19 protein-coding genes are annotated in these 12,748 nt (G+C 35.1%); 12 read left to right on the top strand and 7 right to left on the bottom strand.

Annotated elements, in window-relative coordinates; genetic code table 11:
* Positions 1 to 6: 6 nt before the first annotated feature.
* Positions 7 to 186 carry a ProA domain protein gene (locus tag ABH955_RS23275; RefSeq protein ID WP_113935729.1) on the bottom strand — a complete coding sequence of 60 codons (180 nt, stop codon included), beginning with the start codon at positions 184 to 186 and terminating at the stop codon, positions 7 to 9.
* Between the two features lie 95 nt (positions 187 to 281).
* On the opposite strand from ABH955_RS23275, the gene ABH955_RS23270 reads away from it, so the two are divergent.
* Complete coding sequence (locus ABH955_RS23270) at positions 282 to 986, top strand: hypothetical protein (RefSeq protein ID WP_404443614.1); 705 nt, start codon at positions 282 to 284, stop codon at positions 984 to 986.
* Positions 987 to 1,027: 41 nt separating this feature from the next.
* Here ABH955_RS23270 and ABH955_RS23265 read toward each other — a convergent pair whose 3' ends face one another.
* Complete coding sequence (locus tag ABH955_RS23265; RefSeq protein WP_002164984.1) at positions 1,028 to 1,486, bottom strand: universal stress protein; 459 nt, start codon at positions 1,484 to 1,486, stop codon at positions 1,028 to 1,030.
* A gap of 147 nt (positions 1,487 to 1,633) precedes the next feature.
* Here ABH955_RS23265 and ABH955_RS23260 point away from each other — a divergent pair, with 147 nt between their 5' ends.
* Positions 1,634 to 2,425 carry an SDR family oxidoreductase gene (locus ABH955_RS23260; protein ID WP_002015530.1) on the top strand — a complete coding sequence of 264 codons (792 nt, stop codon included), beginning with the start codon at positions 1,634 to 1,636 and terminating at the stop codon, positions 2,423 to 2,425.
* 213 nt (positions 2,426 to 2,638) lie between these two features.
* Positions 2,639 to 3,772: an alanine dehydrogenase gene (ald, locus tag ABH955_RS23255; RefSeq protein WP_098635277.1), complete on the top strand. Its 1,134-nt coding sequence runs from the start codon at positions 2,639 to 2,641 to the stop codon at positions 3,770 to 3,772.
* Positions 3,773 to 3,823: 51 nt separating this feature from the next.
* Here ald and ABH955_RS23250 read toward each other — a convergent pair whose 3' ends face one another.
* Positions 3,824 to 4,249: a hypothetical protein gene (locus ABH955_RS23250; RefSeq protein ID WP_002138610.1), complete on the bottom strand. Its 426-nt coding sequence runs from the start codon at positions 4,247 to 4,249 to the stop codon at positions 3,824 to 3,826.
* Positions 4,246 to 4,509: a helix-turn-helix transcriptional regulator gene (locus tag ABH955_RS23245; protein ID WP_404454258.1), complete on the bottom strand. Its 264-nt coding sequence runs from the start codon at positions 4,507 to 4,509 to the stop codon at positions 4,246 to 4,248. Before ABH955_RS23245 ends, ABH955_RS23250 begins: the two co-directional genes overlap by 4 nt.
* Before the next feature lie 143 nt (positions 4,510 to 4,652).
* On the opposite strand from ABH955_RS23245, the gene ABH955_RS23240 reads away from it, so the two are divergent.
* The 6 genes from ABH955_RS23240 to ABH955_RS23215 all read left to right on the top strand — a co-directional run bounded on the left by ABH955_RS23240 (position 4,653) and on the right by ABH955_RS23215 (position 8,022).
* Complete coding sequence (locus ABH955_RS23240; RefSeq protein WP_404454255.1) at positions 4,653 to 4,985, top strand: cupin domain-containing protein; 333 nt, start codon at positions 4,653 to 4,655, stop codon at positions 4,983 to 4,985.
* Entirely contained in the window at positions 4,982 to 5,776 is a 795-nt protein-coding gene (locus tag ABH955_RS23235; protein ID WP_404454252.1) for a GNAT family N-acetyltransferase, read from the top strand. Before ABH955_RS23240 ends, ABH955_RS23235 begins: the two co-directional genes overlap by 4 nt.
* 3 nt (positions 5,777 to 5,779) lie before the next feature.
* Positions 5,780 to 6,124, top strand: coding sequence for a DUF6176 family protein (locus ABH955_RS23230; protein WP_404491723.1), 345 nt, complete (start codon positions 5,780 to 5,782; stop codon positions 6,122 to 6,124).
* Between the two features lie 124 nt (positions 6,125 to 6,248).
* A complete protein-coding gene (locus tag ABH955_RS23225; protein ID WP_002067489.1) occupies positions 6,249 to 6,758 on the top strand; it encodes an RNA polymerase sigma factor in 510 nt (169 codons plus the stop codon).
* On the top strand, positions 6,739 to 7,752 hold the full coding sequence (locus ABH955_RS23220; RefSeq protein WP_404491721.1) for an anti-sigma factor: 1,014 nt from the start codon (positions 6,739 to 6,741) through the stop codon (positions 7,750 to 7,752). The genes ABH955_RS23225 and ABH955_RS23220 overlap by 20 nt, the downstream gene beginning before the upstream one ends.
* Before the next feature lie 63 nt (positions 7,753 to 7,815).
* Positions 7,816 to 8,022 carry a hypothetical protein gene (locus tag ABH955_RS23215; RefSeq protein ID WP_002088956.1) on the top strand — a complete coding sequence of 69 codons (207 nt, stop codon included), beginning with the start codon at positions 7,816 to 7,818 and terminating at the stop codon, positions 8,020 to 8,022.
* 45 nt (positions 8,023 to 8,067) lie between these two features.
* Here the strand turns inward: ABH955_RS23215 and pepQ are convergent, their stop codons facing one another.
* The gene (gene pepQ, locus ABH955_RS23210) at positions 8,068 to 9,165 is read right to left on the bottom strand and encodes a Xaa-Pro dipeptidase (RefSeq protein ID WP_404443589.1); all 1,098 of its coding nucleotides are present in this window, start codon (positions 9,163 to 9,165) and stop codon (positions 8,068 to 8,070) included.
* 149 nt (positions 9,166 to 9,314) lie between these two features.
* On the opposite strand from pepQ, the gene ABH955_RS23205 reads away from it, so the two are divergent.
* On the top strand, positions 9,315 to 9,998 hold the full coding sequence (locus tag ABH955_RS23205; protein WP_113935787.1) for a metal-dependent hydrolase: 684 nt from the start codon (positions 9,315 to 9,317) through the stop codon (positions 9,996 to 9,998).
* 40 nt (positions 9,999 to 10,038) lie between these two features.
* Here the strand turns inward: ABH955_RS23205 and ABH955_RS23200 are convergent, their stop codons facing one another.
* Positions 10,039 to 10,200, bottom strand: a complete 162-nt coding sequence (locus ABH955_RS23200) for a hypothetical protein (RefSeq protein ID WP_404443586.1) — start codon at positions 10,198 to 10,200, stop codon at positions 10,039 to 10,041.
* Positions 10,201 to 10,444: 244 nt separating this feature from the next.
* Here ABH955_RS23200 and ABH955_RS23195 point away from each other — a divergent pair, with 244 nt between their 5' ends.
* Positions 10,445 to 11,758 (top strand): CBS domain-containing protein, encoded by a 1,314-nt coding sequence (locus tag ABH955_RS23195; protein ID WP_002088951.1) that lies wholly within the window; start codon positions 10,445 to 10,447, stop codon positions 11,756 to 11,758.
* 213 nt (positions 11,759 to 11,971) lie between these two features.
* Entirely contained in the window at positions 11,972 to 12,235 is a 264-nt protein-coding gene (locus ABH955_RS23190; protein WP_002015513.1) for a DUF3949 domain-containing protein, read from the top strand.
* Between the two features lie 7 nt (positions 12,236 to 12,242).
* Here the strand turns inward: ABH955_RS23190 and ABH955_RS23185 are convergent, their stop codons facing one another.
* Positions 12,243 to 12,548 (bottom strand): YtpI family protein, encoded by a 306-nt coding sequence (locus ABH955_RS23185; RefSeq protein WP_002138595.1) that lies wholly within the window; start codon positions 12,546 to 12,548, stop codon positions 12,243 to 12,245.
* Positions 12,549 to 12,748: the final 200 nt, after the last annotated feature.

The following is a 12,748-nucleotide window of genomic DNA, read 5'->3' as shown; positions in this document are numbered from 1 at the left end:
CATCGATTAATCATACTTGTGTCGATCTTCCGTAATTCGAATGTATTCAATATCCATCAAATCTCGAAGCAATGCACCGTGGCTTAGTTCAACACCATGTTTTTCTTTAAAATGCTCGCGAATCGTATTTAACATTTCGAGTTCTGTATCATTCACATCTAAAATAATACGTTCATAATCATCCATGTAGCATCCTCCTTTTCTAAACACATATATTTTGTCCGTCTATTTCTAAAAAATGTATGTTAATGTAATGTTAGGAAATAAGAAAGGAATGGAAAATGAGACGTATTTATTTTGTAGGGTTAATTTTGTATACGCTAATTGTATTACACGCTGCATTCCCAAAAATATTTTCATTTGAGAATGTGGAAACAATACATATAGCAATATTTATCTTTACTTTATTTGTAGTAGATTGCTGTATTTCTGTATGGCTTTCTAGAAAAAAGAAAGTACAAGAAGTAAAAGATAAAAAAGAAATAGAACGGAAAAAGAGAAAACGTTCATTTTGGATGACAACGTATTGTTTTTCTTTAGTGATTGCTGCTGCATTTTTTAGTGAGCATATTCCACTAGAAAGATTGGATATTGAATTTTGGGCAATTGTATTTGCATGTTATTTTTTTATGCATTTTCTTCCTTATATGAAAGAAAGGCGAGGAGTAGAGGAAGATCCGATTGAAGAAGAAGTGAGAGAACAAGAGAGTAAGAGAATAGAAGAAGACATAAAGAAACTTGGCGAACAAAAGTGGTATTTAAAATCAAAAATTATATATGTTCTTTGCTTCATTACGCCGCCAATCGGTTATGTGTATGTTTTCTTACTTCGTAAAAAAATGACAGAAGATGCAAAGCAAACGTACTTAACTGTTGCGACGATAATGATGGCGCTATGGTCTTTGAAATTCCTTCCGCCGTATGTGTTGGCAGGTACCGTTGTTGTTGTAGCTTGTCTTGTATTTATAGTGAAGTTTGTGAAATGAAAAACACCAAGTCCATATGGACTTGGTGTTTTAATTATAAATTAAAGATCACCTTGCTCCTCATCACCACGAACAACAAGGACATCGCATTTCGCATAGCGAATAATATGTTCAGAGACGCTACCAATTAGGAAACGTTCTACAGCATTTAAACCAGTTGCACCACACATAATTAAATCCACTTTATTGTTTGGAGCGATTTCTTTTGAAATTTTAGATTTAGGATTACCAAATTCTAATACAGTTTCTACTTTTTCAAGACCAGCTTCAAGCGCAGTTTTTTTGTAGTCTTCTAATAAGTCTTCTGCAAATAGATTTGCACGTTCAGCAATTGCGCGGCTATAAGCCTCTACTGCTGAGTATGCTTTTACATCAACGATATGAGCAATTGTTAATGTTGCGTTGTTTCGTTTTGCAACTTGAATTGCTTTTTTAAAGGCTTTTTCTGCTTCTTTAGAACCGTCCACCGCAATTAAAATATTTGTATATGTATTATTCATAGTAAATTCCTCCCAATCATTTTTATTACCGTTTACAACTTTATTATAAAACAAATTTTGGTAATGTGCTTGTCGGAAACGTTACAGAATTTTGAAAACTTTTCCTTAATTCATTTTAGTTGTAATTGAAGCGAGAACTTGTTACATATGGAGTATAGCAATTTAAAAGGAGGCATGTTTGTGAGACACGCGCTCATTACAGCCGGTACGAAAGGTTTAGGAAAGCAAGTAACAGAAAAGTTATTGGATAAAGGATATTCAGTAACAGTAACATATCATAGCGATACAAGTGCTATGGAAACAATGAAAGAAACATATAAAAATATGGAAGAACGTCTACAGTTCGTGCAAGCTGATGTCACGAAAAAGGAAGATTTACATAAAATAGTAGAAGAAGCGATGAGTCGTTTTGGCAAAATTGACTTCTTAATTAATAATGCTGGTCCTTACGTATTTGAAAGGAAAAAATTAGTCGATTACGAAGAAGACGAATGGAATGAAATGATCCAGGGTAATTTAACAGCGGTGTTTCATTTATTAAAGCTTGTCGTACCGATTATGAGAAACCAGCAATTTGGCCGTATTATTAACTATGGATTTCAAGGGGCAGATAGCGCGCCTGGATGGATTTATCGTTCAGCCTTTGCAGCTGCGAAAGTCGGACTTGTTTCTTTAACGAAAACAGTCGCATACGAAGAAGCTGAATACGGTATTACTGCGAATATGGTATGTCCTGGTGATATAATTGGTGAAATGAAAGAGGCAACGATTGAAGAAGCACGAAATCTGAAAGGTAGTAACACACCAATTGGTAGATCTGGAACAGGGGAAGATATCGCAAGAACCATTTCGTTTTTATGTGAGGACGATTCTGATATGATTACTGGCACGATTATTGAAGTAACAGGCGCTGTTGATGTTATTCATAGACATCGATAGAATTAAATAAAGTGAAGTTTCGAATAATTGGACAGTTTATCCTTTATACTGAGAGGTACGGATAATACTGTCCTTTCATGTAAGATTAAATCTATCGGAAAACTCGTATTATTTTTTGTCAAATATTGAGATATTATGTTAGAATATAAGAGCATAGAAAGCGCTTTAAAAAATGATTCAGGGGTCATTTCATAACTCAAGGGGGAACTAATAATGCGTATCGGTATTCCAACAGAAATTAAAAACAATGAAAACCGCGTGGCAATGACGCCAGCGGGAGCTGTACATTTAGTACAAAATGGTCATGAAGTTTTTGTTCAAAAAGGATCAGGTGTAGGATCAGGCTTTACAGATGAAGAATACGTGCAAGCTGGTGCGAAACTTGTTGAAACTGCTGAAGAAGCATGGAATCAAGATATGGTTATGAAGGTAAAAGAGCCAGTTGAAAGTGAATACGGTTATTTCCGCGAAGGTTTAATTTTATTCACATACTTACACTTAGCTCCAGAGCCAGAATTAACGAAAGCATTAATTGATAACAAAGTGGTATCAATTGCATACGAAACAGTACAATTAGACAATCGTTCTTTACCATTACTTGCACCTATGAGTGAAGTAGCTGGTCGTATGTCTGCGCAAATCGGTGCACAGTTCCTTGAGAAAAACAAAGGCGGTAAAGGTATTTTACTTGCAGGCGTTCCAGGGGTGAAACGCGGCAAAGTAACAATTATCGGCGGTGGTCAAGCTGGTACAAACGCAGCGAAGATTGCAGTAGGTTTAGGTGCAGATGTAACAATCATCGACTTAAGTGCAGAACGTCTTCGTCAATTAGATGACATTTTCGGAAACCAAGTAAAAACTTTAATGTCTAACCCGTATAACATTGCAGAAGCTGTAAGAGAATCTGATCTTGTAATCGGTGCAGTATTAATCCCAGGTGCAAAAGCGCCAAAACTTGTAACAGAAGAAATGATTCAATCGATGGAACCAGGTTCTGTCGTTGTAGATATCGCGATTGACCAAGGTGGTATTTTCGAAACAACTGACCGTATTACAACTCACGACAACCCAACTTACGAAAAATATGGTGTTGTTCATTATGCAGTTGCAAATATGCCAGGTGCGGTTCCACGTACATCAACTCTTGCATTAACAAACGTAACAGTACCATATGCAGTACAAATTGCTAACAAAGGCTACAAAGAAGCTTGCCTAGGCAACACTGCATTATTAAAAGGTATTAACACATTAGATGGCTACGTAACATTCGAAGCAGTTGCAGAAGCGCACAGCTTACAATACGCTGATGCAAAAGAGCTTCTTGAAAAAGCTCCTGCTTTATCATAATAGAAATAAAATAAAGACCTTTCCTTTGTAGGAAGGGTCTTTTTGTTTAAACTAATTATCTAATTTCTTCACAATTTTCAAGCCGAACATCATTGTGAAGAAAAGAATGCCGAACAAGTAATACAAGGCATACTCAACTCGTATCATCGAATTTTTGTCAGTGATATATAAAATAAATAGTATTGCAGAACCGATTAAATGAGAGAGACCGAAAATTTGTGCCATAAGTTTTAAACTCATCTTCTCGATTCTTTCATCCATTTCAGGTAATGGATATTTCTCGGAATCGTTCTTTTTTTTCTTAAAGAATATTCGTTTCACTACGAATAGTATTAAGGCTAAGAGTATGTATACGCCAGCGAATAGAAGGACAGAACTAATCTTTTCTTCATCATTATTATCGAAATAAAGAAAAGTTGAGCCTAACAATAAAATGGTAAGATGCGAAATGAACTCTTGATTAAAAGTATTTTTCATTCTTTTTCCTCCCCAGTTTTATCTAATTGAAATAAATCCTCCACTTTACAGCCGAAAAACTCACATAATTTCAATGCTAATTCTAAACTTGGGTTGTATTTATTCTTCTCGATAGCGATGAGGGATTGTCTAGTGATTTGAACAGAGGAAGCTAATTGCTCTTGGGTGATGTCTCTAACGACGCGGAATTGTTTTACTTTATTTTGTATCAAATATACAAAGTCTCCTTTTTGTAAATTTGTTACAGTTATTATATCCATTTTTAGGTAATAAGTAAATAAAACTTTACAAAAAGTAAACAAAACTTTACGTGAAATATTGCTTGTTGAGATGTATATTTTTATGATAATTTGGAATTAAACGGAAAATAAAAGTCGATAGAGAGGATTGGGTGGGGAGAACTATGGAAACAGTAAATCTATTAGAATTAACAAAGGATATTCAAGATCAACATAAAAACTTCGTCGTTTCAAATGCAAATAATCATTGCTTACGAATTGCTGTATTTACTGGTGAATATGATTGGCACTATCATTCTAATTCGGATGAATTATTTATTGTGCTAGAGGGAGAACTATTGATCGATTTTGAAGATGGAGAGACGGCGGTTTTAAAGCCAAATGATTCTATCTTAATTCCAGCATGCACGATCCATAGAACGAGAGCATTCAAGAGAACGGTAAATCTTTGTTTTGAAAATATAGAGGCTGATACGATTAAAGTGGAGCAATTATGAAAAAATTATCTGTAGCCGAGTATAGAAAAACCCTTCCGATTTTAGAAGGTCATACAAGGACAACAACCTTTGCTTATGCGGTATGTGATCAAATGATAGATGGTGAAGTTTTTGCAAACGAGAAGTTAACAGCAGGACTAATCGTCACCACTAATGGTATTTATTATTTGTTTGGTGACACTCGAGACCAAAGTTATAATGAAGATTTATTTTCGTATATAAAAACAGCCATTGAAAAAACAGAGAAACGATTTACACTGTTCACTTCGAGTGACGAGTGGGAAATGATGATTGAAGAGTGCTTTAGTAATGCATTTCGGAAAATCCCACGAATGACATTTCAATTTCAAAGAGAAGTTTTTGAAGATAGAAAAATAGAATTAAACAAAAATACATATGAAATTAAACGTATTGATAAAAGTGATATAGAACGAAGTAATGAATTTACAGAGGATTATTACAAAGAATATTGGGGATCAAAAGAAGTGTTTTTAAATAACGGCTTTGGTTTTTGTATAGAACAAGATGGGATGATTGTAGCCGAATGCGTCTCAATATTTAGAGGGAATGGTTTTGCTGAAATTGATATTGCAACACATGAAGCACATCAAGGGAAAGGGTTAGCTCAAGCTGTCGCAACAAGTTTCATTGAACAGTGTATACAAAATCATATTACACCATGCTGGGATTGTAATGTAGATAACATTCCCTCGCAAAAATTAGCTAGTAAATTAAGCTTCCATAATCCAGTAGAATATGTTTTGTTTGTCCGCAAGAAAATGGGGGAATAAAAGATGAACGTAGAATTAACAAGATTCAAAGTTAAGCCAGGTAAAAGTCATCGCGTAGATGAATGGATGCAGCTTCTTAATGATAATATGAAAGAAGTGCTTTTGACATTAAACGACGAAAAGATGTATGTAGAGACAATTTTCCGGGAAATAAGAGATGGAGAAGAGTACTTATATTGGTATTCTGTGCAAGGAGAAGGCGGGGCTCTTGTCGAAAATTCTCATCATGAAATTGATAAAAAGCACTTAGCGTTTTGGTATGAATGTATTGATGAAGAAACATCGTCTGTTGATATGAAAACAGAAGTTGTTATGATTCAAGATGTTGTGAAGGAAGTAATGAAATAATAGAATAGTATGTTGGAGAGAAGCGCATCAAAATAGATGTGCTTTTTATTTTGAAAAAAATTTTAAAGAAAAGCTGTATACATTTTACGCTCTCAAACGTTGAGTATATAGAAAGGAGAGCAGAATGAGCCATGATACGTTTGAAACATTATTAATAGAGAAATCAAAAGCTGTGTTTGGATACTTAATTAAGATTGGAGCAGATAGAAAAGAAGCGGAAGATATTGTGCAAGATACGTTGTATAAGGCTTTATTGCTGATGGAGGAAATACCGTTAGAGCATTTAACGCCGTGGCTATTTAGAGTTGCGATCAATCAGCACCGAGATTTACACCGAAAAGAAAAAAGACTAAATCCAATTGCGATTGAATCGGTCGTTCTTATTGGTCAAAAGTCATTAGATGAAGTGCTTTTAACAAGTGAACTGCAAGGAGAAGTACAAGAAATACTGGAGACGATGACGGAGGATTATCGTCATATTTTACTGTTGAAATATGAATATGAACTATCTTATAAGGAAATTGCCATTTTATTAAGTATGAAAGAAGAAACAGTGAAAACAAGTTTGTACCGTGCAAGAAATCAATTTAAAAAATTGTATAGGAGGAGAAATGATGAGTCGGAAGGACTTTGATTTGAATATGGATGATAAGCAGATGAAGACTTTGATGAAGAGAGCGAAAAGGAAACAGTTTTGGAGAAACCTAGTACTTTCAGTAGTTGTGACATTAGTCTTGATTATAGGTAGTATGAGTTTGTTAATTTATTTTAATGAAAAGAATAAGCGAGAAATGGATCAGAGAGTATATTTATATCACAGTGTTCAAGGCCCTAATATTATTTTTAATGGACATACAAAACTAAGTATGGGAATAGCTAGCGGTACAATGATGTACAGTTCCTATAAAAACATTCAAGGACAACCAGTTAAATGGATCGATGAAATTTATGAGTATTCGATCTTTGGTTATAGTCAAATAAATTATAATGGAAATACAGGTTTAGGTGAAGAAAAGATAAATAAACAATCAGAATTTGAGACAAGACAAGATTACAATAGACAGACAATGCAAAGAGAAATGCGGTTTTATTTACCTTTTGTAAAGTATTTAAACTATGTGAATGATTTAGAGAGAATTAGTGAATTGCAGAATAAAGTTGCAGAGGTAGCGCTATCTTTTGATAAGGCATATACAGCGGAAGAAGTAGTGAAAATGCTTCCTGAAGGAATACGACCTGTGTGGCTTTGGGTAGATACATATGATGAAACGAAATCAGAGACGTATACAGGACTAGCAGATCCTGAAACCGGAGCGGTGTTAAATGCAGAGGTATCAATGAACATTTTTGGTTTTGAGGGTAGTTATGCTGATAAGAAGGAAGACGAGTACAAGGATATTGAAGGGAACTCAATGGGGTTTCTTGGATCTATGAAATCTTTAAGTGAAAATAAAGGGGAATTTCAAGAGTATTTTAGGACAAACTATAATGAAATAAAAAACATCGAACCGAAAGACTTACAAATATATGGTGTAGTTGTAACAGGCAAAACAGAGGATTTACAAGGTTTACAAGGAGCGCCATATATTAAAGCGGCTGTTAGAGGTGTAACAGTTGAGAAATATTGATTACAATTAATTAATGTGAATAATCAGAAAATTTATGTTATAATATGGGAAAAGGAGGTTTATATGAGGCAAATACATGGAGCAATTTATATTTACATAACAATGTTTTTCGTGGCGATATCCTATGGATTAGGGCACGTGTATTCGCATCCTATACTAACTTTTTTAAGCGGAGCATGTATGGCGTTTGCGCTTCTTGTCCACCTTTTCTCAGTTTGGATCGTGAAATTTCAAATAAATATTAGTGAGATAGAAGAAGGCACTTTTTAAAGGGCCTTCTTTAATAAAAAGGTAGCGATCACGCTACCTTTTTTATTATTTCACAAATTGTAATTCTTTCGGGAATTTCGTTAAGATTTCTGATCCGTCTTTTGTGATGTAAATATCATCTTCAATACGAACGCCGCCTACGTTTGGTACGTAAATACCTGGCTCGATTGTGAAGACCATACCTTCTTTTAATAGAGACTCATTGCCTTCTTTTACATCTGGATATTCGTGTACGCTAATTCCAAGTCCGTGACCAAGTCGGTGTGGGAAGAAGTCTCCATAACCTGCATCTGCGATAACAGAGCGAGCGGCGTTGTCAATTGTACCAAATGTAACGCCTGGTTTACATGCTTCAACTGCTTGTAGTTGTCCAGCAAGTACAGTGTTGTAAATGCGAGTTTGTTCTTCAGAAATATCACCAAATGCTACTGTACGCGTAATGTCAGAGCAATAACCTTCAATGATTACACCTAAATCAAATAGTACGAAATCGCCGCGTTTCATTTTGTTTGCACCTGGAATACCGTGTGGAAGAGCAGAGTTTGCACCTGCTAATACCATCGTATCGAATGACATTTTATGGATGCCTTTTGTTTTTAATTCATGCTCAATAATTGCTAATACTTCTAGCTCACTACGATTTTCTTTAATTGCATTTACACCAACTTCAACAGCATAATCTGCCATTTTAGCCGCTTCACGCAAAATAGAAAGTTCTTTTTCGTCTTTAATTAAGCGAAGTTCGCGAACTTTCTCTTCAGCTGATTTGAAAGCTGCATTTGGGAATAACTTTGTTAATTCTTCGTAACGTTCTACGTTTAAATGTTCTTTTTCAATTGCAACTGCATTTGCATCAATACCACGATCTTTAATTGCTTTTGCAATCATATCCCATGGTCTGTCCGTATCAGTAAATCCGATAATCTCATGTGCCCAGCCAGCGTTACGCGCTTGGCCTTCTTCCATTTTAGGACAAATTAAAATAGGCTCTTTTTCTTGGAATACGAACATACCAAGTAGTCTTTCATGTGGTTCACAGTGGAAGTTTGTCATGTAGAAAACGTTCGGTGTAGAAGTTAAGAACGCAGCTTCTACGTTTTTTTCTTTTAGCCATTGCATTAAATTTTCTAATCTAGCATTCATCGATTGGCACCCCCGAGATATTTAATTACAAATATAACTTTACATCGGAGGAAAGCGTTATGACAAGTAAATCGATGTTAGAAAAGACAGGGAATTGAGAAATCATGTAGAATAAAAAGTGAGAATGTGAATAGGGGAGGAATGTAATGATGAAAGTATCGTATCACGGGCATTCAGTTGTAAAGATTGAAACGAATGGAAAAGTTATTTTAATTGACCCATTTTTAACGGGAAATCCGAAAACAGATTTAAAGGCTGAAGATGTAAAAGTTGATGCGATTATTTTATCGCACGGACACGGTGATCATGTTGGGGATACAGTAGCGTTAGCAAAGAACAATAATGCGGTCGTTGTGGCACCGTTTGAATTAGCGACATTTTTAGGATGGCAAGGTGTAAATACACATCCAATGCATATTGGTGGTTCACATGAATTTGACTTTGGAAAGGTGAAATTTACTCAAGCATTCCACGGCTCTAGTTATATTGATGAAGAAAATAAGACGATTACTTATACAGGTATGCCAGCTGGTATTTTGTTTACAGCAGAGGAGAAAACGGTATATCATGCAGGAGATACTGCTTTATTCTCTGATATGAAGTTAATTGGGGAACTGAATAATATTGATTTAGCATTTTTACCAATTGGCGATAATTTCACAATGGGGCCAGAAGATGCTGTGTTAGCAGCAAAATGGATAGAGGCGAAAACAGTTGTACCGATGCATTACAATACGTTCCCAGTTATTGAACAAGATCCATATCAATTTGTAGAAAAGCTACAAAATTGTACAGGGAAAGTATTAGAAGCTGGAGAAAGTATTACACTATAAAAAAGAAACCCTTCATTTGAAATGACAAGTGAAGGGTTTTTTATGTGTATAGTACAGTTTTTAAAGTTTGTATTTGTTTAGCTGATTCTTCTCGTTTTGTACGTGGCTGTTCGGGTGTTTCATTCAACTCCATTGCAACTTTTTTTCCATCTACGAAAGCTAAAAATACAGCACCTACAACCTCTAAAAATTTTTTCATCATGTATTCGCTCCTTTGTTTCATTTCTTGTCTTAATTGTATATGGAATCGGGTGGACAAACTATCGAACGAGATGACAACAGCATTACATTGTTGTAATAGAATGACTGGTGGAATGTAAGGGGTATTTTGTTATAAAAAAAATGGTACAGGTATATAAAGAGAGAGTGTAACAGTTTTGAAAATATAGTATACTGAAAATACAACACATGAAGAATTTAGGGAAAAGAAAGTATGGTGAAACCATTTGGCTACCAAACATAATCAAATTTTAGAACATATTAATAGCCTGCCGGTAGGGCATAAAATTTCTGTGAGGCAAATTGCGAAAGATTTGAGTGTAAGTGAAGGGACAGCTTACCGTGCAATTAAAGACGCAGAAAATAAAGGGTATGTTAGTACAATTGAACGTGTCGGAACAATTCGAATTGAACAAAAGAAGAAAGAGAATATCGAAAAACTGACATATGCAGAAGTCGTTAACATTGTCGATGGTCAAGTACTTGGAGGCAGAGAAGGACTACATAAAACATTAAATAAATTCGTAATCGGGGCTATGAAATTAGAAGCGATGATGCGCTATACAGAAGCAGGGAATTTACTTATCATCGGTAACCGTACGAACGCACATCAATTAGCACTAGAAGCAGGGGCGGCAGTGTTAATTACGGGCGGATTTGATACGGAAGATCATGTGAAGAAATTAGCAGACGAATTAAAACTTCCAATTATTTCAAGTAGTTATGATACATTTACGGTCGCAACGTTAATTAACCGTGCAATTTATGATCAACTTATCAAGAAAGAAATTGTACTCGTTGAAGATATTTTAACGCCAATTGAAGAAACGTTATATTTAAAGCCAAATGATACAGTACAGCAATGGCATGCGTATAATGAAGAAACGATGCATGGACGTTATCCAATTGTTGATGAAAATAAAAAGGTGTTAGGTATTGTAACTTCAAAAGATATGATTGGTGTCGTGAAAGAAACACCAATTGATAAAGTGATGACAAAGCATCCAATTACGGTAAATGGAAAAATGTCTGTCGCAGCTGCAGCACGTATGATGGTGTGGGAAGGTATTGAGTTACTTCCTGTTGTGGAAGAAGGGAATAAATTGCAAGGGATCATTAGTCGCCAAGATGTACTTCAGGCGTTGCAAATGATTCAACGTCAACCGCAAGTTGGGGAAACAATTGATGACATTGTAACGAACCAATTTATGACGCCGAAAGAAGCGAAAAATGAGCATTTGTATCAATTTTCAGTGACGCCACAAATGACGAATTCAATCGGGACGTTATCTTACGGTGTATTCACAACAATTGTGACAGAAGCAACAAACCGTGTCATTCGTGCGCAGAAGAAGAGCGATTTAATTGTTGAAAACTTAACCATTTATTTCGTAAAGCCAGTTCAAATTGATAATGTTGTATCAGTTCATCCGAAAGTATTAGAAATTGGGCGTAAATTTGGTAAGATTGATGTAGAAGTGCATCATGAAGGTAATGTTGTCGGGAAAGCATTACTTATGGTGCAATTGATCGATAAATAAAAAGATGGAACAAATCGCTTTGGTTTGTTCCATCTTTTTTGTTTTATTGGGTTTGGAAGCTGTTGCTAAAGATGTGGAAGAGTTTTAGCGGGAAATATATATATAAGGAGAGATGATTTTATAATTAGAAAAAACAGAATATTAATCCGTTTAGAGTGTATACTATGATATAATTAGATTGTAAGATAATGGATGTCGGAAGGGGGATGCAATATGTCATCAGAATTACTCTTTTTTGGTGGTATCGCACTCTTTTATTTCCTTGTGATGATACCAATTCAATACTTATACTTACAAGGATTAAATGAAAAAAAGAAACGAACAGGATTATCTCAGCAAGAACTATACAAACAGATGTCTTTTGAAGAAGAACAATTACATTTTCACGTGCAAGGTAATCCCTTTAATATACCATCTGCGTTTGTTGCATATATGATTTTGAAAGTGAAGGGACGTAAAAAAGCATCACAATGTTGATGCTTTTTTACGTTGTTTTATAAGATTCGGCTTCCTTGACTGCTAATGGTAGAAAATGTTTATATTGGCGGAATCCATTAAATGTACTCGCGCTGCCAAGTAAAATAAACAAAACACCAACGATAATGCGTGCAGTTGAAAGTTCTAAAAAGAATTGGTTTATCCCAAAGAAGAGGACGAATAAGCCGAGTGCCATAGCGGATTTTCCAGAGAGCCAACCTTTCTCCATTGGACGGTTTGTACGAAAGAACTTTGTTTTGTAGAAGAGGTACAACACAAATGAGATGATAATACAAAAGACGAATATTGGCATAATACACGCTCCCATCGATTGGTATAAAAATAACAATTTAGAAAAAAAGAAAAATCTAAACTTTCTAATTTTTATTATAAAGCAATTGTTCGCATGTATGAAATGTTTTCCGTTATAATGGGGGATAAAGTAAAACTTTAATTAGTGTGGGGAGATCCCAAGTACTAATTATTAGCCCTCACCAATCGGGCTTTTACGTG

Source organism: Bacillus sp. RC240 (genome assembly GCF_044907945.1).
Taxonomy (GTDB): Bacteria; Bacillota; Bacilli; order Bacillales; family Bacillaceae_G; genus Bacillus_A; species Bacillus_A mycoides.
Note: the sequence above shows the minus strand (reverse complement) of the source record. Positions and strands in the feature narration are given on the sequence as shown.